This window comes from Flavobacterium ammonificans (assembly GCF_020886115.1).
GTDB lineage: Bacteria > Bacteroidota > Bacteroidia > Flavobacteriales > Flavobacteriaceae > Flavobacterium > Flavobacterium ammonificans.
The window spans coordinates 1,446,073-1,472,187 of record NZ_AP025185.1 but is presented as its reverse complement, the minus strand read 5'-3'; the positions used below and the strand labels follow the sequence as shown (position 1 = coordinate 1,472,187).

Here is a 26,115-nt window from a genome sequence, read left to right as displayed (position 1 = left end):
AATGTTAAAATTATTATGAATTAGGTCTTTTGTTTTTTCTTCTTAGCAGCAGGAAATAAAACATTGTTTAAAATCAATCGATAGCCAGGTGAATTCGGATGTAAATCTAAAACCGTTGGAGGATCACCTACTTGATGTTGAAAATCTTCTGGATCATGTCCCGAGTAAAAACTGAACATTCCTTTACCTTTTTGCCCATGCAAATAACGCACTTCACTATTCAATTCACAACTTCCTAAAACCAAGACATTAGACTTGACAAAATTTGTATCAAAAGCGGTAGTTTGTCCCATAAATCCTTTAATTAATTGCGTATGATTTTGACATAACATACTCGGAATGGGATCCCATTTAGCTGAAAATTCCATTAAAGTAAAGTAATCCTTGTCTGGTGGAATTTGTCTTTTAGAAGTCATGTCAATATCGGAAAACTCATATTGCTCAGGTTTTCGTTCCAAAGTAAAATTTTTAAACGCAAACGCATTGTCGTAATTCAATTTGGACTGATAACTAGGTTCACTTGGATCTCCATCAAACATAGCTTCACATATATCAATTCCGTCAGCAGCCAAAGCAATATCAAAACTATCTGTAGCAGAACACATCGCAAACATAAAGCCCCCACCAATGACAAAATCGCGAATTTTTTTGGCCACCGCACCTTTTTCTTGCGAAACCTTAGAAAACCCTAATTGCTCTGCCAACTTTTCTGCTGCTACCTTTTGCTCTATATACCAAGGAACGTTCCGATAGGCTGCATAAAATTTTCCGTATTGTCCTGTAAAATCTTCATGATGCAAGTGCAACCAATCGTATAATAGCAGTTGGTCAGATAATACTTCTTGATCATAAATGGGAGTAAATGGAATCTCAGCATAGGTCAGCACTAAAGTTACTGCATCGTCCCAAGGTTGTTTACCTTTGGGAGTATAAACCGCAATTTTGGGGGCTTTTTCTAATAAAACCGACTCCATATTTTGTGAGGGACTCGAAATTTCATTCAAAATAGCTTCTTGTTCTCCATCCGAAAGGATTTCAAAACTTACTCCACGAATCTGGCATTCTTTTCGGATTTCGTCAGCATCAGGTAATAAAAAGGAACCACCTCTATAGTTTAGTAACCAATTAACCTTATAACTTTTATCCAAACACCAATAGGTAATTCCGTAGGCCTTTAAATGATTTTGTTGAGTCGTTTCATCCATAGGCAACAAAATATAAGAGGCCTTTCCTGAAAAAGAAATCAGGAACAGCAATACCAAAATTATTTTTTTGAAGCACATGGTGTTTTTATTTCAAAGATAAATAGTTAAGTTAATGAACTTATTTACACCTAATTTACATAATTTAATCCAAGATAACTTAATCCATTAATCTTAAATTCTAACTATCTAATATTCTTAAAACGGAACATCACTGTCCTCATCATCGTCATTTAGATTACTACCAAAGGCTTCATTTGCCGACGGCAAGTTTTTAGTAATAAATAGATTATCGTCACTATTCATACTAGAAGGTAAGTCATCAAAACTACCTGAATAATCATCTAAATTGTCGAATTTCCCTAAGTGACCAATAAATTTCAAACGAACATTTTCGATACTACCATTACGGTGCTTGGCGATCATAATCTCGGCTTGACCAGCAGTTGGCGAAGCTTCATCATCATCCCATTCGTCAATTTTATAATATTCAGGACGGTATAAGAACGAAACAATATCGGCATCTTGCTCAATCGCTCCCGATTCACGCAAGTCAGACAACAAAGGTCTCTTACTTGAACCACGAGTTTCCACCGCACGCGATAATTGCGAAAGTGCAATAACTGGAACATTCAATTCTTTGGCTAATGCTTTTAAATTTCGAGAAATAGTTGAGATTTCTTGCTCTCTATTTCCACCACCTTTTCCGTTTCCTCCAGCAGTCATCAATTGTAAATAATCGACAATGATGATTCTAATGCCGTGCTGAGAGACTAAACGTCTCGCTTTGGCCCTTAAATCAAAAATAGAAAGCGATGGCGTATCGTCAATATATAATGGTGCTTTTTCAAGATTCTTTACTTTAGTACTCAATTGTTCCCATTCGTGTTTTTCTAATTTTCCTGTACGCAATTTTTCAGATGACAAACCTGTTTCCGAAGAAATCAAACGTGTAATCAATTGTACAGACGCCATCTCTAAAGAAAATAGCGCAACTGGCATTCCAAAATCAATAGCCATATTTCGCGCCATAGACAAAACAAAAGCGGTTTTTCCCATCGCAGGTCTAGCTGCAATAATAATCAAATCGCTTGGTTGCCAACCCGAAGTAATCTTGTCCAATTTTTCAAAACCAGTCGCCACTCCACTTAATCCTTCTTGACCAGCAATCTCTTCAATTCTTTTCTTGGCTTGTAAAACTAAACTTTGTGCAGTTTCAGAACTACGTTTAATGTTTCCTTGCGTTACTTCATACAATTTAGATTCAGCTCGATCCAACAAATCGAATACATCTGTAGTTTCGTCATACGAATCTTCTATAATTTCAGAGGATATTCGGATCAAGCTTCGCTGGATGAATTTTTGTAAAATAATTCTTGAGTGAAATTCGATATGTGCCGAAGAGGAAATTTTTTGAGTCAACTGAATCAAATAATAATCACCACCGGCTAAGTCTAATTTTCCATTCTTTTTAAGCTGAGCCGAAACTGTTAATAAGTCAATAGGTTGGGTTTCTGTAAACAATTGAACAATTGCTTCAAAAATATGTTTGTGAGCATCTTTATAAAAGGCATCGGCTTGTAAAATATCAATTACCTCATCCACTCCTTTTTTATCAATCATCATTGCCCCCAATACAGCCTCTTCAAGATCTAAAACCTGTGGAGGTAATTTCCCTTTTTCGAGATTAATGATAGTTGTCTTATCTACCTTAACTGGCGCTATATTCCTAAAATTTTCCATGTAGCGAAAATAAGAAAAATTAAAAAAAAGTAGACAAGGACTTATTACAAAAGAATGTTGATAACTAACTATTTTTTGTTTATAAGTCAAAAAAAATCCGAAACTGTAAGGTTTCGGATAAACTGAATTTTTGTAAGATTATTAGTCTTTAAAATGCCCCATTGCAAGGTATTTCTCGTATCGTTGGGCTAATAAATCTTCTGTTGATAAGTCTTTCAACTCGTTGTAGCCTTTCATGATATATTGCTCTACAGTTTTAAATGTACTCTCTCTATCAAAATGCGCTCCTCCTAAAGGCTCTGGAATAATATCGTCAATTAATTTTTGCTTTTTCATATCAGAAGAAGTCAATTTCAAAGCTTCGGCAGCTTGTTCTTTGTACTCCCAACTTTTCCAAAGGATAGACGAACATGATTCTGGTGAAATTACAGAATACCAAGTATTCTCTAACATATACACTCTATCCCCCACACCAATTCCTAAAGCACCACCAGAAGCACCTTCTCCTACAATAATTGTAATTACAGGAACTTTTAAGCGAACCATCTCGAAGATATTTCTAGCAATCGCTTCCCCTTGTCCGCGTTCTTCAGCTTCTAAACCTGGATAAGCTCCCGGTGTGTCCACTAAAGTCACCACAGGAATACCAAATTTCTCTGCCATTTTCATTAAACGTAATGCTTTTCTGTATCCTTCTGGATTAGCCATCCCGAAGTTACGGTATTGACGAGTTTTAGTATTGTATCCTTTTTGTTGACCAATAATCATAAACGATTGACCCGCAATTTTACCTAATCCACCCACCATTGCTTTATCATCTTTGAACCCACGATCTCCATGCAATTCTAAAAAAGTATCACCACAAAGCGCATGAATATGGTCTAAAGTATAAGGTCTATTAGGATGTCTTGACAATTGAACGCGTTGCCAAGCTGTTAAGTTTTTGTATATATTACGTTTTGTTTCTTCTAACTTTTTATTGATTTGTTTGCACGTATTGGTTACATCTACATCAGATTCTTTACCAATTACAACACATTTTTCTAACTGATCTTCTAGTTCTTTTATTGGAAGTTCAAAATCTAAATATTCCATGGAGTTACTGTGTTATTTATTTTTTCGATTAGAGATGCAAATATAAAATTTAAAATCGTTTGATAGTTGTTATTTACCATTTAAGTATAAAAACTAGTTCGATTTTGACTACTTTTTTGGTTTGTAATAATGTTTAATTATCCCATTTAAAATCACGGTGATTACAATTATTAAGGCTCCGATATAAAATTCTGTACTCATTTTTTCTTTTCCACCAATGATAAAATACGCAAGTACAATTCCGTAAACCGGCTCTAAATTAGTGGTTAGCATAACCGTGTAAGGGGTTAATTTACGCATTACTTTTACCGAAGCTGTAAAAGCATATGCCGTACAAACGGAAGCCAAAATAAAAAGGAAAAACCAATTATTGAGAGACAAAACAAAAAAATCAAGTGTAAACTTTCCTTGAAAAATAAAATAAAAAGATATGAAAAATACCCCCGAGAGGAATTCATAAAATGTTATTACTGATGGGTCGTGTTTCGCTATCAACTTTCCATTGATTAATGTAAATAAAACCCCTAAAATAATCGATACCAAAGCATAATAAAACCCATATATATAGCCGCTTTCTACTTGAAGAATCAAAAACAATCCTGCTATTATTATTAAACCAAAAAACACTTCGTACCACAAAACCTTTCTCCCGTAAAAAATGGGTTCTAATAATGACGCAAAAAAAGCACCTAAGGAAAAAACAGAAAGTGTTATGGATACATTAGAAATATGTATGGCTTGAAAAAAGAAAATCCAATGCAAGGCGATCAATAACCCTACGAAAACCAATTGCATCAACTCTTTAATTGGAATACAAAATGATTTTTTCTTTACAATTAAAAACAAACCTAAGAATCCACTTGCTAACACCATTCGATACCAAACTAAATTATCAGCAGGAATAGTAATTAAAGCACCTAAAATAGCGGTAAAACCCCATATAAAAACAATTAAATGAAGGTTAAGGTAACTTGTTAAATTATCGTTTCGCATTTCGTAATAAGTAAAAAGCTAGGATTCCAAAAAATAAATTGGGTGTCCAGACAGCAATAAAAGGTGAAAAACTTGTTTTCTCAGCCAAAACACCAAAAATTTTATCGAAAAACACATATGAAAATGCCACTGCAATTCCGATAGCTAAATTCATACCCATTCCACCTCTTCGTTTCATTGCTGAAACTGAGACTGCAATTATTGTTAGAATAAACGCAGAAATAGGAATGCTAAATTTTTTATAGTAAACAACCAAATACATATTGATATTAGAAGATCCTCTTTTCTTTTCTTTATCGATGAACTCGTTTAATTTTCCCAAGGGAAGAGTTTCCGCTATATAAACTACAGGAGCTAAATCTTCTAGATCAAATTTAAATTTCTTTTTTTTCTCGGGCGCTTTTTCAATCTTATCACCTAATGGACCAACTGTTCTTTTAGTATATTCAAAAAGAGTGTAGTTTTTCTCTTTTGGATTCCATTGAATTCGAGAGGCTGTAATTTTGTATACCAATTTTTCATTATTACAGTTTTCCAATGAAAAATTATAAGCGGTTTTAGTTTCGGTATTAAAGCTATTAACATAGATGAATTCAGTGTCACTAATTTGCCTATATACATCAGTATTATCGCCCTGCATTAATTGTTGACCGCCTGTTTTTAAATACGTATATCTAAAATTATTAAATCCTTCACTGGCAATGGGAACCAAATAAAAGCCCATAATTAAAACCACGAATGAAACTATAGAAGCGCCAATAATAAAAGGTCTTAAAAAACGTGTAAAAGATATTCCTGAACTTAAAATAGCAATAATTTCAGTGTTGTTTGCTAACTTTGATGTAAACCAAATTACCGATAAAAACAAAAATATCGGAAATAACATATTCGCCCAATAAATGGTAAAATGAAAATAGTAGATAGCAATTTTATTGAAAGGGACTTGATTTTTGATCATCATGTTAACCTTCTCCGATACATCAACAACAATTCCAATTGGAATAAACAACAATAGCATCACAGAAAAAGTGGCTAAATACCGCTTTAAAATATATTGATCTAGAATTGTTAATTTATTCATGAGAAAATTATAATCGTTGGCTCATATTTTTAACCATCATTTCTTTCCATGGTTTAAAATCTCCTGCTAAGATATGCTTTCTTGCTTCGCGAACCAACCACATATAAAATCCTAAGTTGTGAATGGTTGCAATTTGTTTTCCAAGAAATTCATTAGCAGCGAATAAATGACGTAAGTAAGCTTTCGTATATTCAGTATCTACAAAAGTGATTCCCATTTCATCAATGGGAGAAAAATCAGCTTCCCACTTTTTATTTTTGATATTGATTGTTCCATTAGCAGTAAATAACATCCCGTTTCTAGCATTACGAGTTGGCATTACGCAATCAAACATATCGATTCCCAGAGCAATATTTTCCAAAATGTTAATAGGAGTTCCTACGCCCATCAAATAACGCGGTTTGTCTTCAGGCAAGATTTCGCAAACTACTTCCGTCATGGCATACATTTCTTCTGCAGGTTCTCCTACTGAAAGTCCGCCAATCGCATTTCCTTGCTGACCAGAATTAGCAATATATTCTGCTGATTGTCTTCTTAAATCTTTATAGGTACTTCCTTGAACTATTGGAAAGAAAGTTTGTTCGTAACCGTATTTGAAAGGTAAATTATCCAAATGATTGATACAACGATCCAACCAACGGTGCGTCATGTGCATTGAGCGTTTGGCATAATTATAATCACAAGGATATGGTGTACATTCGTCAAAAGCCATAATAATATCGGCCCCAATTGTACGTTGAATTTCCATTACATTTTCAGGTGTAAAAAAGTGGTACGAACCATCAATATGCGATTTGAATTTCACCCCTTCTTCTTTAATTTTTCGGTTTGCCGAAAGAGAATATACTTGGTAACCGCCCGAATCAGTCAAAATATTACGATCCCAATTCATAAATTTATGCAAGCCACCTGCTTTTTCTAAAATTTCGGTTTGAGGACGCAAATACAAATGATAAGTATTCCCTAAAATAATATCAGGATTAATATCGTTTTTCAATTCGCGTTGGTGCACTCCTTTAACAGAAGCAACTGTCCCAACAGGCATAAAAATAGGAGTTTGAATCACCCCGTGATCAGTAGTGATACTTCCAGCTCTAGCTTTCGATTGTGGATCTTTTTGTAATAAATCAAACTTCATAATGGCTTTTTTCAGTCGGCAAAGATAGGCTAATTTGAATCCTTTTTAAAAAATTTTGCCAAATTGAATTTATAAAACCATTCAAACACTTATTTTTGCGCTATGGCAAGAAAAAATACAGACAAAGTTGTCTTTCATCAAATAAAAGTCCTTGATGCTGGTGCAAAAGGCGTATCGGTAGCAAAAGCGCCCGACGGAAAAGTAATTTTTATCCCTAATGTAGTTCCTGGAGACGTTGTAGATGTGCAAACATTCAAGAAACGTAAGGCTTTTTACGAAGGAAAAGCAGTAAAGTTTCACGAACTTTCAGAACATCGAATAGAACCTATTTGTGAACATTTTGGAGTTTGTGGTGGTTGTAAATGGCAAAATATGAACTACAGCCAACAATTGTTTTACAAACAAAATGAGGTAAAAAACCATTTGCAACGTATTGGAAAAATTGAACTTCCAGAATTTGATCCCATCTTAGGTTCAGAGAAACAATTCTTTTACAGAAACAAAATGGAATTTTCATTCTCGAATAGCCGTTGGTTAACCGAAAAAGAAATCGAAAGTACCGAAGACTTAGGCAATCGAAATGCGTTAGGATTTCACATTCCAAAAATGTGGGACAAAATCTTAGACATCAACAAATGTCATTTACAAGAAGATCCTTCTAATGCAATTCGTAATGAGATTAGGGCTTTTGCTAATGAAAACGGATTGACTTTCTTCAACCCAAGAGCGCACGAAGGTTTGTTGCGTACGTTAATGTTACGAACTGCTTCAACCGGAGAAATCATGGTTTTGATTCAGTTTTTTGAAGATGATAAAGCCAATAGAGAATTAATTTTAGATCATATTTACAAAAAATTCCCTCAAATTACTTCGCTTCAATTTGTGGTGAATAATAAAGCAAACGATACTTTATACGATACCAATATCCAACTATATAAAGGTCGTGATTACATTTTGGAAGAAATGGAAGGTTTGAAATTTAGCATAAATGCCAAATCTTTTTACCAAACCAATTCCGATCAAGCCTACGAATTGTACAAGATAACACGCGATTTTGCTGGACTTACAGGAAATGAAACCGTATATGATTTATATACAGGTACAGGAACTATTGCGCAATTTGTATCTAAAAACGCTAAAAAAGTAATTGGTGTAGAAAGCGTTCTGGAAGCTATTAGCGATGCTAAAGTCAATGCCAAACGCAACGAAATTACCAATTGTGAGTTTTTCGTGGGAGACATGAAAGTGGTTTTTAACGAAAGTTTTATCGCGCAACACGGTAAACCAGATGTGATTATTACTGACCCACCTAGAGACGGAATGCACAAAGATGTTATTGAGCAAATTCTTAAAATTGAACCTCAAAAAGTGGTGTATGTTAGTTGCAACTCAGCTACACAAGCACGTGACTTGGCATTAATGGACGAAAAATACAAAGTAACCCGTGTGCGTCCTGTGGACATGTTCCCGCAAACGCATCACGTAGAAAATGTTGTACTTTTGGAGAAACGATAATCAAATGAAAAAACGAATCCTTATTGTAGTTGTACTGCTGTCGGTGTTTTTCTCAGGATGTGAGAAAGACGACATTTGCGATGCTGCTACAATTACCACTCCCCGATTGGTTTTAACTTTTTATGACATCAATAATCCAAGTGTTGTAAAGAATGTATCGCAATTAAAAGTGGTTGGAGAAGGAATGACCGAAGGGATTATCTTTAGTCCAAATGCGATAGGTGATTCAAAATACGTTACCAATGGAAGTAGGATTTCTATTCCGTTGAAAGTAGATCAGGACATCTCCACTTATGATTTGATTTTTAATTCGGGTAACACAAACCCTGCTTTGGTATTTACTGACAAAATTCAAATCAATTATACCCGAACTAATACATTTGTCTCTAGAGCATGTGGCTACAAAACTACGTTTACTTTACGACCAACAAATCCAATAATTCACTCTGCATTATCTTCAAATAAGTGGATCCGATTCATATCAGTAGATAAAACAACAATAGTAAATGAAAATGAAACACATATTAAACTATTTTTCTAGTGTTTGTTTTTTGGTTGCGTTCACTTTAGTGCAGGCACAAGAAAAATCTACTGTAAAAGCAAATCTTGATACTAAGGCCCTAGAACAAACTGAAGATAGCATTCCAGTAAAAAAAGATCGTTATGGACTACGATTAGGAATAGATCTATTTAAATTCTCAAGAGGTTTTTATGATAAAAACTATAAAGGAATAGAACTTACAGGTGATTTTAGATGGAATAAAAAATACTTTTTAGCAGCCGAACTCGGAAATGAAAATAAAACTACTGAAGACGACCGATTAACATCAACGAGCAAAGGTTCGTACCTAAAAGTGGGTTTCGATTACAATTTATATGAAAATTGGTTGGATATGGAAAATATCATTTCAATTGGTTTGCGTTATGGATTCAGTACGTTTAGTCAAGAATTAAATGGATATAAAATTTATAACCCGCATCCCTATTGGGGAGAATTACCACTAATTCCTGCCAATCAAGAATTCAATGGCTTAAGTGCGAGTTGGATTGAAGTAGTAACCGGAATGAAGGCTAAAATGTTTAACAATGTCTTTGTTGGATTTAGTGTTCAATTAAAAACATTAGTTACCAATAAAAAACCAGACGGTTTTGATAATTTATACATTCCGGGATTTAACAGGACCTATAATGGAAATTTCGGAATTGGGTTTAACTACACTGTTAGTTATTTTCTCCCGTTGTATAAAAAGAAAGTAATCTCTAAATAGTAGTGCTGACTTTTGGCGAAAGCCAAAGATTACAACTCCTTTATACCTTTAATAAAAAGCCAAGACATAAAGAGTTTCTCTCCATCTTTAGTTTTAACGGATTGGAATTTTGGAGAAAGAATTGTCCCTACTACAAAAGCGGTAAACGGAATAAATAATCCTGTCAAATTGGTATAGTTATGAATCAAATAGCGAAAAGCAATAAACAAAATAGCAAAACTTCCCAACTGATACATAAAGGCTCTTAATTGTAATTTAGTCATATCATTTATTTTTTATTCTTTATCGGCTACTTGAAATTTAGTTCTTTTACTGCCTTCATACATTTCGTATTTCACTAATCGGGCTTCTAAACTTGCATTGAACAATTTAATTTTACGTGAAGGTTTCAATCCTACAAATTTCAATGCTTCTAGATTGGCGGTAATAAACCAAGCGTTAGTTCCTGGATAACTCTTTTTCAGCGTATCTCCAATATTCTTGTAAAACTCTTCCATATGAATGTCCAATCGTTCATCATACGGCGGATTGAAAACCATATGTAACTTTCCTTGGGAGTTCTTTTCAGTATCAAAAAAGTTATCTTCGGCAATGCTGATGTAATCTTCTAAGTTTGCATTTCGAATATTGTCTTTGGCTTTACTCACGGCACTTGGCGCCTTGTCATATCCTTTTATGGTATAATGAAACTCTTTTACTTTTTTCATTAAACTGTTGATAATTTGGTCAAACAAATCATTGTCCCAATCGTTCCATTTCTCGAATGCAAATTCTTTACGATTGATATTGGCTGGAATGTTACACGCAATCATAGCGGCTTCCGCCAAAAAAGTGCCTGAACCACACATTGGGTCAAGAAAATCGCTTTGTCCTTCCCAACCTGAAAGGATTAAAATTCCTGCTGCCAAAACTTCATTAATAGGGGCAATATTCGTTGCAGTTCGGTAACCACGTTGGTGCAATGAATTTCCAGAAGTGTCCAAAGCTACCGAGACTTGATCTTTACCAATGTGAATATTGATTCGTAAATCTGGAAAAGCTTTGTCGATACTCGGACGCTGCCCTGTTCTTTCTCTAAATTGATCTACGATCGCATCTTTACATTTTTGAGAAACAAATTCAGAATGGTTAAAATGATCCGAATGTACCGTCGCATCAATTACAAAAGTCTGATTGGCATTCAAATACTTCGACCAATTAATTCCTGAAATTCCTTTGTATAAGGCGTTTTCATTATTGGCTCTAAAAGTATGAATCGGTTTTAAAACTTTCAAAGCAGTTCGCAACGACAAATTGGCTTTGTACATAAAACCTTTGTCACCTTTGAAACTAACCATTCTAATTCCTTGTTCTACATCTTGTGCGCCTAATGCTTTTAATTCATTGGCTAATATTTCTTCAAAACCGAAAAAGGTTTTGGCAATCATTTTAAAATTATCTTCCATTTTTTTCTGTTCAATTCAACTACTTCTGTTTTATTTTAAAAAAAGCAGCGGCAAAAACCTATTTATTGAACTTTGAATTCAAATAATAGGGTTTATTTGTGCAAAAATACACTAAATTTGCGGACTTGATTTAATTGAAAAAGAATAAATGTCTGAAGATTTGATACCAACAGTTTTAGATAGTCAAAAGCCAACACAAAACTGGTTTGCTTCTTGGTTTGATACCCCGTATTACCATATCCTATATAAAGAACGCAATTACCGTGAAGCGCAAATTTTCATGGATAACTTGACGCACTATCTTAATCTTCCAGAAAAAGCCAAAGTATTGGACTTAGCTTGTGGAAAAGGACGTCATGCTATCTATTTAAACCAATTGGGGTTTGAAGTTATTGGTGCTGATTTATCAGAAAATAGTATTGCAGAAGCCAGTAAAAATAGCAATAGTAGTTTGCATTTTCAGGTACATGATATGCGTGAAAAATTCGAGGATCAATTTGATGCTATTTTCAATTTGTTTACGAGTTTTGGTTATTTTGAAAATGATGCCGATAACTTGAAAACGCTTATTGCCATTAAAGAGAGCTTAACCGAACACGGATTTGCAGTCATTGATTTCATGAATGTGAATCAAGTAATCGCTAATCTAGTCCCTGAAGAAACCAAAACAGTAGAAGGCATTGATTTCTATATAAAACGCTATGTGAAAGACGGACATATTTACAAAGAAATTGCCTTTGAAGATCAAGGTGAATCGTTTCATTTCACAGAAAAAGTACAAGCTTTGACTTTACAAGATTTTCAAACGATGATGGATGAAGCAGGTATCTATTTATTAGATATCTTTGGGGATTATAAACTGAAGAAATTCCATAAAACTGAAAGCGAACGATTAATCATGATTTTTAAATAATGAATTATCTTTTACCCTTACTTTCTGTATTAATTGGCTATTTATTTGCTTTGATTTTCCAACCGAAAGACAAGGCAAAACTAAAGCTGCTTTTGGCATTTAGCGGTTCTTTTCTATTGTCACTAACAGTAAGCCATTTGTTACCGGAAATCTATGAAAGTAATAATAATCGAATTGGATTATTTATTATGGTAGGGATTTTGTTCCAAATTATTTTAGAATATTTTTCGCAAGGTGCAGAACACGGACATGTTCATGGACAAGACAAAATGAATCATATTCCATGGTTGTTGTTTATCAGTCTTTGTATTCATGCTTTGGCAGAAGGTTTTCCCGTAGCTCATAATCATGATTTAGCAATTGGTATTGCCATTCACCATTTACCCATCGCTATCATTTTAACTACCTTTTTCATCAATGCTAATTTGAATAAAAAAGCTATTTTTATATTTATGATTAGCTTTGCTATAATGACCCCTTTAGGCACTATTCTGTCAGATTATTTACCGATACTTAATACATATTACACCGAAATAACAGCAATAGTTATTGGGATTTTATTTCATATTTCTTCGACTATCATATTTGAAAGTAGTGAGGGACATAAATTCAATATTGCTAAAATATCGATGATAGTATTAGGATTTGGATTGGCCTATTTAATTTAACTTAAAACATACCATTATGGGAATTTTTTCTGCTTTACTAGGAAATGCTGGAGCTGTAGATCAAGAAAGTTTAATGAATGACTACGGAAAATTACTAATCGAAGGGGAATCGATAGAACTTGGTTTCAAATTAATTAGAGATACATTTATCTTTACATCCAAACGATTGATATTAATTGAAAAACAAGGAATTACAGGAAGTAAAATTGAATATAAATCAATTGTTTACAAAAGTATTTCAAGATTTAGCATAGAAACTGCAGGAACATTCGATTTAGAGGCTGAACTAAAGATTTGGGTTTCTAGTGAAGTAAATCCTAGCATAGTGAAACAATTTAACAAATCTGTTAATGTTTACGATGTTCAAAATATCTTAGCATTTCATGTTTTAAAATAAATTCAATAATTTATTTATGACTTTTACTAAAACTACAGAACAATCCTCAAAATACGACCATTTAGAAAAAATGTCTGTGCAGGAATTGCTGTTCAATATCAATCAAGAAGATCAAACGGTGCCATTGGCTGTTGCCAAAGCAATGCCATCTATCGAGGCCTTAGTAACTCAAATTGTGGCTAAAATGAAATTAGGAGGTAGATTGTTTTACATTGGAGCCGGTACTTCTGGCCGATTGGGAATTGTTGATGCTTCTGAATGTCCGCCTACTTTTGGAGTTCCTTTTGACTTGGTTAATGGAATTATTGCAGGTGGGGACAAAGCCATTCGTCGTGCGGTTGAAAATGCTGAAGACAATAATACACAAGCTTGGATAGATTTACAAGAATACAACATTAACTCCGATGATGTGGTAGTTGGAATAGCGGCTTCTGGAACAACTCCATATGTTATTGGCGGTTTACAAGCTTGCAACGAAAATAATATCATCACTGGAAGTATTTCGTGTAATGCCGAAAGTCCACTTTCACAAACGGCTACATTCCCAATTGAAGTAATTGTTGGCCCGGAATTTGTTACTGGAAGTTCGCGAATGAAAGCCGGAACAGCACAGAAATTAGTGTTGAATATGATTTCTACAGCAACTATGATTCAGCTAGGGAAGGTCAAAGGAAACAAAATGGTAGACATGCAATTGAGCAACACCAAATTAGTAGATCGCGGAGTAAAAATGATTATGAGTGAAATTCCTGTTTCCTATGAAGAAGGAAGCCAATTACTATCTCAATTAGGCAGCGTTAGAAAAGCGGTTGATTTTTACCAGCAGCAAAAAAACTAAATAATGGCAACCAACAAAGCTCTTTTGGCGAAAGCCTTAAAATATTTATCTGGCGCTTTACCTTTATTATTCATTGGTCCTGCGATAATTCATAATGCGTTTATGAACCAAGGAAATAATTGGCATTACCTTGTATTAGGAATTGGAATTGCTTTATGTATTTATGGAGTATATTGCCTGTATGTTGGATTAAAAACTATTATGAACAGTTTATTCAACGATTAATGGAAAACCTCATCAACATTCAAAAAACATTTGAAAAAGTCATAGCTATTGATAGCCGAATCAATCATCGTGAATTTGAAGACTGCATCTTTAAAAACTGTGATTTTTCCAATTCTGATTTAAGTAACAATACCTTTATGGATTGCGAATTTATTGATTGTAATTTATCCATGATTAGCCTTGTTGGAACCAGTTTAAAAACTGTTCATTTCAAGAATTGTAAGTTATTAGGAATTCATTTCAATACTTGTACTGATTTTTTATTCCAAGTGAGTTTTCAAGATTGTGTTTTGGATTATGCCTCGTTTGCCAATAAAAAAATGCCTAAAACAAACTTTATAGCTTGTTCAATGAAAGAGACAGGTTTCATAAATACTCAATTATCCAATTCAATTTTTGATAATTGTAATTTAGATAACGCTATATTTAATGATAGCCAATTAGCAGGAGCTGACTTTAGAACTGCTTTTAACTACAAAATTGATCCAGAGTTCAACCCTATGAAGAAAGCGAAATTTTCAGCTCAAGGTATTGTGGGACTTTTAGATAAATACGATATAAAAATAGAATAATCATGAAGAATATAATCGCTTTATTTGGTTTGCTATTACTAGCCTCTTGTTACAGTACCGAGAACAATTGTAAAGATTTCAAAACAGGGAAATTCAAATTCGAACATGAAGTAGACGGTGTGAAAAAAGTTACATTTTTTGAACGCAATGACAGTATTGAGATCGAAACTTTTGAAGGAAAAACAGACACTGCAATTGTACGTTGGATTAGTGATTGTGAATATGTCCTAAGAAAAAAACATCCTAAAAATAATCAAGAAAAAAGGGCAATAAGCATGAAGATTTTGACCACCTCAAAAAATTCATATACCTTTGAATTCGGAATGGTTGGTGTAGATAGTAAACAGCGAGGTACGGTTATCAAAATTGGAGAAACTAACCTAAAATAAACAGAACATTTAATTCACTATAATGGAAGTATTTTTAAATCCAGATGCTTGGATAGCCCTTTTAACCTTAACATTTTTAGAGATTGTATTAGGAATAGATAATATTATTTTTATTTCTATCGCTACCGGAAAACTTCCTGAAGAAAAACGAAAAAGAGCGACCAAAATTGGTATGTTCCTAGCTATGTTTATGCGTATAGCGTTGTTGTTTGGAATTAATCTACTAATTCAAATGAAAGAACCTTGGTTCCATATTGACTTAAGTTGGTTCTCCGCAAATATTACTGGTCAAAGTATTATTCTTTTGCTAGGAGGCTTATTTTTAATTTATAAAAGCACCAATGAAATTCGTGAAAAAGTAGAAGAAAAAGGACAAGAAGAAAAAGAAATAAAAAAATCAGCTACAAAATCATTTAGAAATGTAATTTTCCAAATCATATTGATAGATATGGTGTTTTCTTTTGATAGTATTTTAACGGCTGTAGGTATGACTAATGGTGTTGAAGGTGCTATATACATTATGATTACAGCTGTTATCATTTCTGTATTTATAATGATGCAATTTGCAGTTCCAGTTGGTAATTTTGTAAATAAACATCCTTCTATACAAGTATTAGGTTTAGCATTTCTAATTTTAATTGGAATGATGTTACTTACCGAAAGCGCGCATTTAGCCGACGCACTTATATTTGGTAATCATGTTACCCCAATTCCAAAAGGATATTTATATTTTGCCATATCATTTTCATTAGTTATTGAAATGCTAAATATGAAAATGACTAAAAAGTAAACCTAAAAAAAGCTCCTGAAATAGGAGCTTTTTTTATTTTAATCTAAACTTAAAGTAATTTGACCGTCATCATTTGTGTCTGTAGGAATGTCTTCTAACTCAGTTGATTCTTCTATGCTTGTCTCCTCGACTTCTTCTTCAGGTTCTTCGTATGGCAATGACTCTAACAAATTCACTTGTTTTAACTTATCTGTTGTCAATTGATTACCAATAGCTTTTATTCCTTTAACCGCTATGAATTGTTCCAAATCAATCGTTTGATTTTCTTTTTGAACACCTTTCACTTTCGCAAATACAATTTCTGCCATTGGACGCCAATCAGTTGAAACAATTTCTAACTGTGATTTTTCGTGTTCAGTAATAAAAATTTCTTCTTTATTTTCATTTTCTACTAAGAAACGTTTTACAAAATAACGCTCTTTTTCTCCATCATAATAAATGGTAGCAATTGGTTTCTTAGGATTCCATTTTTCTAACACAATCATATCCTCGTCAAAATGCGTAGTCAATTCAGGAATAATCGTTTTAAGCTTACCTGATTGATTGATAATCAACAAACGATCATTAGGTCTAAACTCTCCTAACAACTCCCCTCTTCCGTCTACGTTCAATCTTTGGACCGTATCATCAAACCAAACTTTTCTTGGACGCAAAGTTGATATTCCTTTTTCTTTCAACTCAATTTTCTTAATTGGGTATTTAGAAACGGTATTACCTCTCGAAGCACGTCCTTTTATGGCAATATCAGAAAAATCGACATCCCATTTTAATTTCTTAACACTTCCAACCTGACGCAATAAAATAGTCACGACTTCAGCTTCTCCATTTGGATTGGCTGAAAAATACAAGACCATAGATCCAGCATTCTCTTGAGTCAAATCGTAGAACTTATCACGTGTCACTCCAGAAACATTGAAACGTTTGATAAAGGTTGATCCATTTTTACCATCTCGGTAGATCATATTGTAAATGGTACGTTTGTCGTTTTTGTCAAACACCGCAATATGTATAATGTCTTTGCCAATGAATTTCTTTTCATCCACTTTGGTAATCATCATTTTCCCATCGCGAAGGAAAACAATCACATCATCAATATCGGAACAATCGGCAACGTATTCGTCCTTTTTAAGTCCAGTTCCCAAGAAACCTTCCTCTCTGTTGACATATAATTTGGTATTACGCAACACCACTTTGGTAGCTTCAATAGTATCAAAACTTCGCAACTCCGTTTGGCGTTCTCGTCCTTTTCCGTATTTGTCTTTTAATTTTTGGAAAAAGTCAATGGTAAAATCAATGATGTTATCCAAATGATGTTTCACTTCTTCCATTTCGGCTTCCAACTTAGCAATTGCATCATCCGCTTTATCCGAGTCGAAACGCGTAATACGAATCATTGGAATTTGCGTTAATTTTTGCAAATCATCATCATTGGTTTCACGCACAAATGATTTTTTGAAAGGTTCAAATCGGTCGTACATATATTTGTACAATGATTCTCTATCTCCATACAATTTGAAATCAATATACATTTCTTCACGAATGAAAATTTTCTCCAAAGTAGAAAAATGCCATTTGTTTTCCAGTTCGTCCAATTGGATTTCTAGTTCCCGTTTCAACAAATCTACCGTGCGATGTGTGGAGATTTTCAACATTTCAGAAACACCAATAAACAAAGGCTTATTATTTTCAATAACACAACCTAACGGCGCCACAGAAGTTTCACAAGCAGTAAATGCATATAGGGCATCTATCATTTTATCAGGCGAAACACCTGGCGGGAGGTGAATCAAGATTTCTACCTCAGCAGCTGTGTTGTCCTCAATTTTCTTGATTTTGATTTTCCCTTTTTCATTCGCCTTCAAAATACTATCAATCAAGGTAGAAGTATTAGTTGAAAACGGAATTTGAGTAATCACCAAGGTTTGTTTATCCAATTGTGCAATTTTGGCACGAACACGAACACGCCCGCCTCGCAAACCATCATTATAATTAGAAACATCAGCAATACCTGCTGTTGGAAAATCAGGATATAAGGTAAATGATTTGCCCTTCAATACTTTGATAGAACAATCAATTAATTCATTAAAATTATGAGGTAAAATTTTAGTTGAAAGACCCACCGCAATTCCCTCAGCACCTTGTGCTAACAATAAAGGAAATTTAACAGGAAGATTGATAGGCTCAGCTCTACGTCCGTCATACGACATTCCCCATTGCGTGATTTTAGGCGAATATAAAATATCGTGTCCTAACTTACTGATTCGAGCTTCAATATAACGGGAAGCTGCAGCACTATCTCCAGTGAGAATGTTACCCCAGTTTCCTTGCATATCAATAATCAAATCTTTTTGACCAATTTGCACCATAGCGTCTCCGATACTCGCATCTCCGTGTGGGTGATACTGCATAGTGTGTCCTACGATATTAGCTACTTTATTGTAACGACCATCATCCAACTCTTTCATAGAGTGCATAATACGACGTTGCACAGGCTTAAAACCGTCTTCAATAGCCGGCACAGCACGCTCCAAAATTACATACGAAGCATAGTCCAAAAACCAGTCTTTGTACATTCCGGTTACTTTGGTAATCGTATCTTCGGGATTTTCATTATTTTCATAAAAATGATTCCCACCAAAAGCAACGATGTCGTCAAAACCTTCCTCGTTTTCGTTTGCCGTTGTATCCAAAGAATCGTTGGTTTCGTCTTCGTTTGGAATGATGTTATCTTCTTCTTCGTCTTTCATTTTTTTGTAGCACTAAGTTTCACAAAGTTTTACACTAAGTTTAACAAAGTTTATAATTATAATTTTACTTTATGCTATTTTTTACACAATGTTATTCAAAGTATTTCACTAAGTTCCACAATGTTTAAAATTCCTTCGAGAGACTTTACGCTATACTTGGTGTTACTTTGTGCTCCAATTAACTATTTCTCCACAACGTCTAATTCCACCTTCAAATTATTGATGATGAACGTTTGACGGTCGGGTGTATTTTTACCCATATAAAACTCCAATAACGTTTCGATTGAAGTCGCTTTATCCAGCATTACTGGATCCAAACGAATATCGGCTCCAATAAAGTGTTTGAACTCGTCAGGCGAAATTTCTCCCAATCCTTTAAATCGGGTAATTTCTGGTTTTGGTTTCAATTTTTCAATAGCGTTAACACGCTCTTCTTCACTGTAACAATAAATAGTTTCTTTCTTGTTTCGCACACGAAATAAAGGAGTTTGCAAAATATACAAATGGCCGTCTTTAATTAACTCTGGGAAAAATTGCAAGAAGAACGTAATCAATAACAACCGAATGTGCATTCCATCGACATCGGCATCGGTTGCGATAACAATATTATTGTAACGCAAATCTTCCATAGATTCTTCAATATCCAAAGCGGCTTGCAATAAATTAAACTCTTCGTTTTCGTACACAATTTTCTTGGTCATTCCATAGGAATTCAATGGCTTACCACGCAAACTGAAAACTGCTTGTGTATTCACATCGCGCGATTTAGTAATCGAACCCGAAGCCGAATCTCCCTCAGTAATAAACAAGGTACTTTCTAAATAACGTGGATTTTTAATGTCGGGTAAATGCACGCGACAATCACGTAGTTTTTTATTGTGTAAACTCGATTTTTTAGCACGATCTTTGGCTAATTTTCGAATACCTGATAATTCTTTACGCTCTCTTTCGGCTTGTAAAATCTTACGCAACAACAAATCGGCAACTTCTGGATTTTTGTGTAAGAAGTTATCTAATTTGGTGGTAATAAAATCGTGGACAAAAGTACGCACTGTTGGGCCATTCGGACCAATATCTGTTGAACCTAATTTGGTTTTGGTTTGACTTTCAAAAACAGGTTCTTCTACTTTGATCGACACAGCCGAAACAATTGATTTTCGGATATCCGAAGCCTCAAAACCTTTGTTGTAATAATCACGAATCGTTTTCACAACTGCTTCTCTGAAGGCATTTAAATGTGTACCTCCTTGAGTCGTGTTTTGTCCGTTGACAAACGAGTGGTATTCTTCCGAATATTGCGATTTACTGTGCGTTAACGCAATTTCAATATCTTCTCCAATCAAGTGAATAATTGGATATACTGAATCTTCTTCTGTTATGGTTTCTTCCAACAAATCTTTCAATCCATTGTCCGAATAGTATTTTTCGCCGTTGTAGTAAATGGTCAATCCAGTGTTGAGGTAACAATAGTTCTTCAACATTTTTACCACATACTCGTTACGGTATTTATAGTTTTTAAAAATCTGCTCATCCGCAATAAAAGCAACTTTTGTTCCTTTACGTTTGGTCGATTCCTGAACTTCTTCTTCCAAAACCAAATTACCTGCAGAGAATTCTGCTGCTTTTTGTTGGTTGTCACGAACCGATTCGACACGGAAATAATTCGATAAGGCATTCACCGCTTTGGTACCTACACCATTCAAACCAACTGATTTTTTGAAGGCTTTAGAATCGTACTTCCCTCCTGTGTTCATTTTGGAAACTACATCAACCACTTTACCTAATGGAATTCCACGACCGTAATCGCGCACTGTCACCATTTTGTCTTTGATAGTAACTTCAATGGTTTTTCCTGCTCCCATTACAAATTCATCGATACAATTATCTAATACTTCCTTGAGCAAGATATAAATACCATCGTCTGGCGAAGAACCGTCACCGAGTTTTCCAATATACATACCAGGACGCATACGAATATGTTCCTTCCAGTCGAGTGATCGAATATTATCTTCGTTGTATTGATTTTGTTCAGACATTTTAAAAAGTATCGATTTTGTGCTAATTTAAGATAATTTGATACAATCTTAAACAAGCGAAAGCCAAAGTTATTAAGAATGATATTGACAATAAAGGTAGGATATACGAAGTACGGTATACGAAGTACGATTTTCGAATTGGAGATAAAAAAACCGCTAAATTACTTTAGCGGTTTTTGATTGCTTCCTTCCTAGCAATGGATTTATTCCTTGCAATAACTACACATTAAATCTAAAGTGCATTACGTCTCCGTCTTTAACTATATATTCTTTTCCTTCTACACGCAATTTACCAGCTTCTTTTACTTTGGCTTCCGAACCGTATTGAGAGAAATCCTCAAAAGCGATAACCTCTGCACGAATGAATCCTTTTTCAAAATCAGTATGAATAACACCTGCAGCTTGAGGTGCAGTAGCTCCAATATTAATGGTCCAAGCGCGCACTTCTTTTACACCTGCTGTGAAATAGGTTTGTTGTTTCAATAATTTGTATGCTGCACGAATCAAAACAGAAGCTCCTGGTTCAGTCAATCCCATATCTTCTAAGAATACTTGACGCTCTTCGTAGCTCTCTAATTCGTTAATATCAGCTTCAGCACCTACAGAAAGAATAATTACTTCGGCATCCTCGTCTTTTACCAATTCGCGAACTTGATCTACATATTTATTTCCGTTTACTGCCGAATTTTCATCCACATTACACACATACAAAACCGGTTTATTGGTGATTAATTGGAAACTTTCCATTAATTCTTCTTCATCTTGATTTGCAGGCGAAACTGTTCTTGCAGATTTAGCCTGTAATAAAGCTTCGCGAATTCTATTCAACAACGATTGCTCGGCTTGTGCTTCTTTATTACCTGTTTTAGCTGCACGATTTACTTTTTCCAAACGTTTTTCAACCGTTTCTAAATCTTTCAGTTGCAACTCGATATCAATAGTTTCTTTGTCACGAATAGGATTTACATTCCCATCTACGTGAACAATATTATCATTATCAAAACAACGCAACACATGAATAATCGCGTTGCACTCTCTAATATTTCCTAAGAATTGGTTTCCTAAACCTTCCCCTTTACTTGCACCTTTAACTAAACCAGCAATATCTACAATATCAACAGTTGCCATTTGAACACGCTCTGGTTTTACCAATTCTTCCAATCGATTGATTCTTGGATCAGGTACATTAACCACTCCAATATTAGGTTCAATTGTACAAAATGGGAAGTTAGCACTTTGTGCTTTGGCATTAGACAAACAATTAAATAAAGTTGATTTTCCTACATTAGGCAATCCTACAATTCCTGCTTTCATGATAATTTATTTTCGAAAAGTGGTAATAACCACAAATATTAGCAATTCTATTAATAAAGGATGCAAATATAGGATTAAAAAAAGGTTCGTTAAACAAAAACATGGAATTCTTGCATTCTTTGTAAAATTACTGTCTTCAATGAGAAAATGTTAATTTATTCTTAAATAAACAGTAAATTGCGACTTCATTAAACCAATTAAAAACCAAACCAATTATTTATGAAAAAGTACAGTCTTTTTTTGTTGTTAATCAACTTCACTTATCTTTTTGCGCAAGAAAAAACCAATACTGATGCAAAGGAACTAAAAGAAGTTCAAATTGTTGGATCAAGAAACACAAAACGAACAGTTGTTAATTCTGCAGTACCTATCGATATCATAAACGTTAAAGATGTTACAACCCAAAGTGGAAAACTAGAAATTAACGAGTTGTTACAATATGTAGCGCCTTCATTTAATGCAAGTAAACAATCCGGATCTGATGGAGCCGATCACGTAGATCCAGCCTCATTGAGAGGAATGGGACCTGATCAGACATTGGTTTTGATTAACGGTAAAAGAAGACATCAATCTTCATTAATCAATTTATTTGGAACAAGAGGTAGAGGAAATACAGGAACTGATTTAAATGCAATCCCAGCATCTGCTATTAAAAGAATTGAAATTTTAAGAGATGGAGCGGCAGCACAATATGGTTCTGATGCTATTGCAGGAGTAATTAATATTGTATTGAATGACAATGTAAATGAACTAACAGGAGCTGTAACTTATGGTGCTTTCAATACCAATGCTCAAGGAAATTTTTTACCTGGAACTGCTAACACAAAAAACAATTTTCTTGATGAAAATAGTTTTGGAAATACATTAGGACAACAAAGAAATTTTGATGGACAGTCATTGAAAGTTGGTGCAAATTACGGAGTTACCGTAGGTAAAAAAGGAGGTACAGCAAATTTCACTGCAGAATATTTAAACAAAGAAAAAACCTTACGCCCAGGATATGATTTCAGAAAAGGTTTTGGTGAAGCAGCTATTCAAGGACTCAATCTTTTTGGAAACTTAAATTTACCAATATCTGATAGGACTGAGTTTTATGCTTTTGGAGGTAGAAATTTCAGAGATACTGACGCCTATGCTTTCACAAGAAATGGAGGAGAGAGAGTTGTTGAATCTATATTCCCAGGGGGGTATACGCCAAGAATAACTTCAGAAATTGTTGATAATTCTATAGCCGCTGGTATTAGAACAAAAACAGCATCAGGATGGAAAATAGATTTAAGTAATACATTCGGAAGAAATCTTTTTCATTACTACATTAAAGGTACACTTAACGCATCTTTGGCTGGAAATTCTCCAACAGAATTTGATGCTGGAGGACATAGTTTAAATCAAAACACAACTAATTTAGATTTTTCTAAAAACTATGAATCGGTTTTAAATGGGATGAACCTGGCTTTTGGTGCAGAATTTAGAACAGAGCAGTTTAGCATTTTTGCTGGAGAAGAAGGTTCTTATTCGACTTACGATGTTGCTGGAAGACCAATTACCAATCCAACTACTCAAACTGCACCAATTGATCCAATAAGTGGAGAGTTACGACCAGGTGGTTCTCAAGGGTTTCCAGGATACAGTCCTGCAAACGAAGTAAAGAAAAACCGAAGTAACGTATCTTTATATACAGATGCAGAATTTGACGTTACTAAAAGCTTATTAGTAAGTACTGCTGTCCGTTTTGAAAATTATAGTGATTTTGGAAGCACATCGAATGGTAAATTGGCAGCTCGATTGAAAGCGACAGACAATATCAACTTCAGAGGTTCTTTGAGTACAGGATTTAGAGCGCCATCATTGGCTCAGGTATATTATAACTTGCGATTTACAAACTTTAATTCTGGTGGTGCAACAGAAGTACTTCTTTCTCCAAACAATAGTCCAGTTACACAAGCATTCGGAATAAATAAATTAAATGAAGAGAAAGCCGTTAACGGTTCTTTAGGAGTAACTGCTAGTTTCGGAGCTTTCACAGCAACTGTAGATGGATACTTTATAAATGTTCAAGATCGTATCGTACTAACAGGCTATTTTGATGCATCAGCTTTAAATTTAGGAGTATCTGAAGCTCAATTCTTTTCAAATGGTGTGGATACTAAAACTGCTGGTGTTGATTTAGTTTTTGCATGGAAAAAAACAATTGGAGATGCAAAATTTGGAGCAACTTTAGTCGGAAACATTAATAACATGGAGATTAGTAATGTTAAAAATGGTAGTTTAGATGAAGGTACTTTCTTTGGAAAAAGAGAAAAAGCTTTCTTATTGGCTTCAGCTCCTCAAAGTAAATTTGGTTTGAATTTAAATTATTCAAAAAATAAATTTGACGCAGGTTTAGCTTTTACCAACTTTAGTAAAATAGTTCTAGTTGATTACGCTGATGAAGATGATGTATATACTGCTAAAACAGTAACTGACTTAACTTTCGGTTATAAACTATCTAAACAATTAAAGTTGAGTGTTGGAAGTAATAACTTATTCAATATTTATCCAGACCAACAAGATGAGCAAGGTAACACAGAAGCAGGTGGATACTGGGACTCAGTACAAATGGGATTCAGTGGAGCCTATTACTATGCTAGATTAGGATTTACTTTCTAATTCAAATTCTCTTAAACGAAAAAATCCTGAGCAATTGCTCAGGATTTTTTTTTATTTTTTATTTAATAAGGAATATAATCAATAGGCAACATATCACCCACTCTTTTTTCGCTTATATCTCCAGAAAATTCGATTTTATCCACCGGAAAAAAATTCCCGAATTCGTCAACTTGAAATTCGTTTATTTTAAAATTGATTTTAGATTGTTCTCGATTGTTATATAATATGTTGAAACTATTAAAGAATCCAATTTTTGAATTCTGAATTGCTTTCAATTTATTATTTAAAACCTTGATCGTATACAAATTAGCTATTTTATCTACCTTAAATTGAAGGTTAGGATCAGTTACAAAACTCCCTTCAAAAAGTAGAAAGCTTTTTTTATCCCATTTTTTTTCCACCAAGTTTTTAAATAAATGATTGTAGGATCCTAAATAAGACTTTATCCTATTCTTGTTTGTAATTTCAGCTTTATTATTAGTAAGATCGGTAAAAAAAGAAGTCCCAGCAAAGAAACTTGATTTCACATATTGATTGGAAATTGATTTTTTTGAAAACTTTAAATTAAAATCTTGTAATTCAAAAACCAATTTATAACCAAGATGTTTATTGATAATTACTAATTTAGAATCAGAATGTGCATTAAGTTGATTTTTAGAACCATCATAATCCAATTGAATCGCAGATTCATTTTCAATAAAACAACTTCTTCCCGCCTTTGTTTTACCTAGAAAATGGTCTTTAAAGGCTGACATCATTTGCTTTCTGGTAAAATACGGTTTAGATACTATTACTTCCCTTAATTGTGTAATACTGGGAGAAAGTTTAATCGATAGGAATGAAGAGCTATAGTTTTGAATACGTTGTGTTTCATAGCCTAAATAACCTACAACAAGAACAGATTGAGGCAAAACACTTTTTTCAAAATAAAAATTACCAGTCTCATCTGTCAAAAAACCAATTGTAGTTCCATCTAAAAAAAGAGAAACACCTACCATCGGGTTATTATTTTCGTCAACCACTTTTCCTTGAATCTTATTTTGAGAAAAAAGTAAAATAGAAACGCAGAAAAAAGAGATTGAAAAAAATAACTTCAT

General features: G+C 34.0%; 24 protein-coding genes. 12 read left to right on the top strand and 12 right to left on the bottom strand.

All coding sequences use genetic code 11. The annotated features are described in order from the left end of the window. Positions 1–20: 20 nt before the first annotated feature. The 6 genes from LPC20_RS06515 to tgt all read right to left on the bottom strand — a co-directional run bounded on the left by LPC20_RS06515 (position 21) and on the right by tgt (position 7,252). Entirely contained in the window at positions 21–1,283 is a 1,263-nt protein-coding gene (locus LPC20_RS06515) for an asparagine synthetase B (RefSeq protein WP_229323682.1), read from the bottom strand. Between the two features lie 117 nt (positions 1,284–1,400). Next, the gene (dnaB, locus tag LPC20_RS06510) at positions 1,401–2,945 is read right to left on the bottom strand and encodes a replicative DNA helicase (RefSeq protein WP_229323679.1); all 1,545 of its coding nucleotides are present in this window, start codon (positions 2,943–2,945) and stop codon (positions 1,401–1,403) included. Positions 2,946–3,086: 141 nt separating this feature from the next. Then, positions 3,087–4,040, bottom strand: coding sequence for an acetyl-CoA carboxylase carboxyltransferase subunit alpha (locus LPC20_RS06505; RefSeq protein ID WP_229323678.1), 954 nt, complete (start codon positions 4,038–4,040; stop codon positions 3,087–3,089). Positions 4,041–4,148: 108 nt separating this feature from the next. After that, the gene (locus LPC20_RS06500; RefSeq protein ID WP_229323676.1) at positions 4,149–5,033 is read right to left on the bottom strand and encodes a DMT family transporter; all 885 of its coding nucleotides are present in this window, start codon (positions 5,031–5,033) and stop codon (positions 4,149–4,151) included. Next, positions 5,020–6,114: an LptF/LptG family permease gene (locus tag LPC20_RS06495; RefSeq protein ID WP_229323674.1), complete on the bottom strand. Its 1,095-nt coding sequence runs from the start codon at positions 6,112–6,114 to the stop codon at positions 5,020–5,022. Before LPC20_RS06495 ends, LPC20_RS06500 begins: the two co-directional genes overlap by 14 nt. A gap of 7 nt (positions 6,115–6,121) precedes the next feature. Continuing rightward, positions 6,122–7,252: a tRNA guanosine(34) transglycosylase Tgt gene (tgt, locus tag LPC20_RS06490; protein ID WP_229323672.1), complete on the bottom strand. Its 1,131-nt coding sequence runs from the start codon at positions 7,250–7,252 to the stop codon at positions 6,122–6,124. A gap of 102 nt (positions 7,253–7,354) precedes the next feature. Between tgt and rlmD the strand changes: the two genes are divergently transcribed. Genes rlmD through LPC20_RS06475 form a run of 3 tightly spaced genes read left to right on the top strand, consistent with a single transcriptional unit; the run spans position 7,355 to position 10,035 of the window. Next, entirely contained in the window at positions 7,355–8,767 is a 1,413-nt protein-coding gene (gene rlmD, locus LPC20_RS06485) for a 23S rRNA (uracil(1939)-C(5))-methyltransferase RlmD (RefSeq protein WP_229323670.1), read from the top strand. A gap of 4 nt (positions 8,768–8,771) precedes the next feature. Beyond that, positions 8,772–9,308, top strand: coding sequence for a DUF6452 family protein (locus LPC20_RS06480; RefSeq protein WP_229323668.1), 537 nt, complete (start codon positions 8,772–8,774; stop codon positions 9,306–9,308). Continuing rightward, positions 9,280–10,035 carry a DUF6048 family protein gene (locus tag LPC20_RS06475; protein ID WP_229323666.1) on the top strand — a complete coding sequence of 252 codons (756 nt, stop codon included), beginning with the start codon at positions 9,280–9,282 and terminating at the stop codon, positions 10,033–10,035. The genes LPC20_RS06480 and LPC20_RS06475 overlap by 29 nt, the downstream gene beginning before the upstream one ends. Before the next feature lie 29 nt (positions 10,036–10,064). Here LPC20_RS06475 and LPC20_RS06470 read toward each other — a convergent pair whose 3' ends face one another. Together LPC20_RS06470 and LPC20_RS06465 are read right to left on the bottom strand one after the other, a co-directional pair. Beyond that, the gene (locus tag LPC20_RS06470; RefSeq protein WP_229323664.1) at positions 10,065–10,298 is read right to left on the bottom strand and encodes a hypothetical protein; all 234 of its coding nucleotides are present in this window, start codon (positions 10,296–10,298) and stop codon (positions 10,065–10,067) included. 12 nt (positions 10,299–10,310) lie between these two features. Continuing rightward, the gene (locus tag LPC20_RS06465; protein WP_229323662.1) at positions 10,311–11,480 is read right to left on the bottom strand and encodes a THUMP domain-containing class I SAM-dependent RNA methyltransferase; all 1,170 of its coding nucleotides are present in this window, start codon (positions 11,478–11,480) and stop codon (positions 10,311–10,313) included. Positions 11,481–11,628: 148 nt separating this feature from the next. On the opposite strand from LPC20_RS06465, the gene LPC20_RS06460 reads away from it, so the two are divergent. The 8 genes from LPC20_RS06460 to LPC20_RS06425 are packed head-to-tail and all read left to right on the top strand — an operon-like array spanning position 11,629 to position 16,272. Then, positions 11,629–12,393, top strand: a complete 765-nt coding sequence (locus LPC20_RS06460) for a class I SAM-dependent DNA methyltransferase (RefSeq protein WP_229323660.1) — start codon at positions 11,629–11,631, stop codon at positions 12,391–12,393. Then, a complete protein-coding gene (locus tag LPC20_RS06455) occupies positions 12,393–13,061 on the top strand; it encodes a ZIP family metal transporter (RefSeq protein WP_229323658.1) in 669 nt (222 codons plus the stop codon). The genes LPC20_RS06460 and LPC20_RS06455 overlap by 1 nt, the downstream gene beginning before the upstream one ends. Positions 13,062–13,077: 16 nt before the next feature. Further along, positions 13,078–13,458 carry a PH domain-containing protein gene (locus tag LPC20_RS06450; protein ID WP_229323656.1) on the top strand — a complete coding sequence of 127 codons (381 nt, stop codon included), beginning with the start codon at positions 13,078–13,080 and terminating at the stop codon, positions 13,456–13,458. A gap of 16 nt (positions 13,459–13,474) precedes the next feature. After that, positions 13,475–14,296 (top strand): N-acetylmuramic acid 6-phosphate etherase, encoded by an 822-nt coding sequence (gene murQ, locus LPC20_RS06445; protein ID WP_229323654.1) that lies wholly within the window; start codon positions 13,475–13,477, stop codon positions 14,294–14,296. A gap of 3 nt (positions 14,297–14,299) precedes the next feature. Next, positions 14,300–14,521 (top strand): DUF6095 family protein, encoded by a 222-nt coding sequence (locus LPC20_RS06440; RefSeq protein ID WP_229323652.1) that lies wholly within the window; start codon positions 14,300–14,302, stop codon positions 14,519–14,521. Further along, on the top strand, positions 14,521–15,093 hold the full coding sequence (locus LPC20_RS06435) for a pentapeptide repeat-containing protein (protein WP_229323650.1): 573 nt from the start codon (positions 14,521–14,523) through the stop codon (positions 15,091–15,093). The genes LPC20_RS06440 and LPC20_RS06435 overlap by 1 nt, the downstream gene beginning before the upstream one ends. Positions 15,094–15,095: 2 nt before the next feature. Next, positions 15,096–15,482 (top strand): DNA topoisomerase IV, encoded by a 387-nt coding sequence (locus LPC20_RS06430; RefSeq protein ID WP_229323648.1) that lies wholly within the window; start codon positions 15,096–15,098, stop codon positions 15,480–15,482. A 22-nt stretch (positions 15,483–15,504) separates the two neighbouring features. After that, positions 15,505–16,272: a TerC family protein gene (locus LPC20_RS06425; RefSeq protein ID WP_229323646.1), complete on the top strand. Its 768-nt coding sequence runs from the start codon at positions 15,505–15,507 to the stop codon at positions 16,270–16,272. A gap of 38 nt (positions 16,273–16,310) precedes the next feature. Here LPC20_RS06425 and LPC20_RS06420 read toward each other — a convergent pair whose 3' ends face one another. The 3 genes from LPC20_RS06420 to ychF all read right to left on the bottom strand — a co-directional run bounded on the left by LPC20_RS06420 (position 16,311) and on the right by ychF (position 22,369). Further along, positions 16,311–19,019: a DNA gyrase/topoisomerase IV subunit A gene (locus LPC20_RS06420; RefSeq protein WP_229323644.1), complete on the bottom strand. Its 2,709-nt coding sequence runs from the start codon at positions 19,017–19,019 to the stop codon at positions 16,311–16,313. 182 nt (positions 19,020–19,201) lie between these two features. Then, positions 19,202–21,055 carry a DNA topoisomerase IV subunit B gene (locus LPC20_RS06415; protein ID WP_229323642.1) on the bottom strand — a complete coding sequence of 618 codons (1,854 nt, stop codon included), beginning with the start codon at positions 21,053–21,055 and terminating at the stop codon, positions 19,202–19,204. A 219-nt stretch (positions 21,056–21,274) separates the two neighbouring features. Further along, the gene (gene ychF / locus LPC20_RS06410; RefSeq protein ID WP_229323640.1) at positions 21,275–22,369 is read right to left on the bottom strand and encodes a redox-regulated ATPase YchF; all 1,095 of its coding nucleotides are present in this window, start codon (positions 22,367–22,369) and stop codon (positions 21,275–21,277) included. Positions 22,370–22,588: 219 nt separating this feature from the next. Between ychF and LPC20_RS06405 the strand changes: the two genes are divergently transcribed. Continuing rightward, positions 22,589–25,018 carry a TonB-dependent receptor plug domain-containing protein gene (locus LPC20_RS06405; RefSeq protein ID WP_229323638.1) on the top strand — a complete coding sequence of 810 codons (2,430 nt, stop codon included), beginning with the start codon at positions 22,589–22,591 and terminating at the stop codon, positions 25,016–25,018. A 62-nt stretch (positions 25,019–25,080) separates the two neighbouring features. Here LPC20_RS06405 and LPC20_RS06400 read toward each other — a convergent pair whose 3' ends face one another. Continuing rightward, a complete protein-coding gene (locus LPC20_RS06400) occupies positions 25,081–26,115 on the bottom strand; it encodes a carboxypeptidase-like regulatory domain-containing protein (protein WP_229323636.1) in 1,035 nt (344 codons plus the stop codon).

What these genes read in the sequence shown, in the direction of transcription:
- LPC20_RS06400 (WP_229323636.1), bottom strand. Translation starts at nt 26,115, where the DNA reads ATGAAGTTATTTTTTTCAATCTCTTTTTTCTGCGTTTCTATTTTACTT.
- LPC20_RS06470 (WP_229323664.1), bottom strand. Translation starts at nt 10,298, where the DNA reads ATGACTAAATTACAATTAAGAGCCTTTATGTATCAGTTGGGAAGTTTT.
- tgt (WP_229323672.1), bottom strand. Translation starts at nt 7,252, where the DNA reads ATGAAGTTTGATTTATTACAAAAAGATCCACAATCGAAAGCTAGAGCT.
- rlmD (WP_229323670.1), top strand. Translation starts at nt 7,355, where the DNA reads ATGGCAAGAAAAAATACAGACAAAGTTGTCTTTCATCAAATAAAAGTC.
- LPC20_RS06505 (WP_229323678.1), bottom strand. Translation starts at nt 4,040, where the DNA reads ATGGAATATTTAGATTTTGAACTTCCAATAAAAGAACTAGAAGATCAG.
- LPC20_RS06430 (WP_229323648.1), top strand. Translation starts at nt 15,096, where the DNA reads ATGAAGAATATAATCGCTTTATTTGGTTTGCTATTACTAGCCTCTTGT.
- LPC20_RS06405 (WP_229323638.1), top strand. Translation starts at nt 22,589, where the DNA reads ATGAAAAAGTACAGTCTTTTTTTGTTGTTAATCAACTTCACTTATCTT.
- LPC20_RS06435 (WP_229323650.1), top strand. Translation starts at nt 14,521, where the DNA reads ATGGAAAACCTCATCAACATTCAAAAAACATTTGAAAAAGTCATAGCT.
- dnaB (WP_229323679.1), bottom strand. Translation starts at nt 2,945, where the DNA reads ATGGAAAATTTTAGGAATATAGCGCCAGTTAAGGTAGATAAGACAACT.
- LPC20_RS06425 (WP_229323646.1), top strand. Translation starts at nt 15,505, where the DNA reads ATGGAAGTATTTTTAAATCCAGATGCTTGGATAGCCCTTTTAACCTTA.
- LPC20_RS06455 (WP_229323658.1), top strand. Translation starts at nt 12,393, where the DNA reads ATGAATTATCTTTTACCCTTACTTTCTGTATTAATTGGCTATTTATTT.
- LPC20_RS06415 (WP_229323642.1), bottom strand. Translation starts at nt 21,055, where the DNA reads ATGTCTGAACAAAATCAATACAACGAAGATAATATTCGATCACTCGAC.
- LPC20_RS06475 (WP_229323666.1), top strand. Translation starts at nt 9,280, where the DNA reads ATGAAACACATATTAAACTATTTTTCTAGTGTTTGTTTTTTGGTTGCG.
- LPC20_RS06440 (WP_229323652.1), top strand. Translation starts at nt 14,300, where the DNA reads ATGGCAACCAACAAAGCTCTTTTGGCGAAAGCCTTAAAATATTTATCT.
- LPC20_RS06460 (WP_229323660.1), top strand. Translation starts at nt 11,629, where the DNA reads ATGTCTGAAGATTTGATACCAACAGTTTTAGATAGTCAAAAGCCAACA.
- LPC20_RS06495 (WP_229323674.1), bottom strand. Translation starts at nt 6,114, where the DNA reads ATGAATAAATTAACAATTCTAGATCAATATATTTTAAAGCGGTATTTA.
- LPC20_RS06465 (WP_229323662.1), bottom strand. Translation starts at nt 11,480, where the DNA reads ATGGAAGATAATTTTAAAATGATTGCCAAAACCTTTTTCGGTTTTGAA.
- LPC20_RS06515 (WP_229323682.1), bottom strand. Translation starts at nt 1,283, where the DNA reads ATGTGCTTCAAAAAAATAATTTTGGTATTGCTGTTCCTGATTTCTTTT.
- LPC20_RS06420 (WP_229323644.1), bottom strand. Translation starts at nt 19,019, where the DNA reads ATGAAAGACGAAGAAGAAGATAACATCATTCCAAACGAAGACGAAACC.
- murQ (WP_229323654.1), top strand. Translation starts at nt 13,475, where the DNA reads ATGACTTTTACTAAAACTACAGAACAATCCTCAAAATACGACCATTTA.
- LPC20_RS06480 (WP_229323668.1), top strand. Translation starts at nt 8,772, where the DNA reads ATGAAAAAACGAATCCTTATTGTAGTTGTACTGCTGTCGGTGTTTTTC.
- LPC20_RS06450 (WP_229323656.1), top strand. Translation starts at nt 13,078, where the DNA reads ATGGGAATTTTTTCTGCTTTACTAGGAAATGCTGGAGCTGTAGATCAA.
- ychF (WP_229323640.1), bottom strand. Translation starts at nt 22,369, where the DNA reads ATGAAAGCAGGAATTGTAGGATTGCCTAATGTAGGAAAATCAACTTTA.
- LPC20_RS06500 (WP_229323676.1), bottom strand. Translation starts at nt 5,033, where the DNA reads ATGCGAAACGATAATTTAACAAGTTACCTTAACCTTCATTTAATTGTT.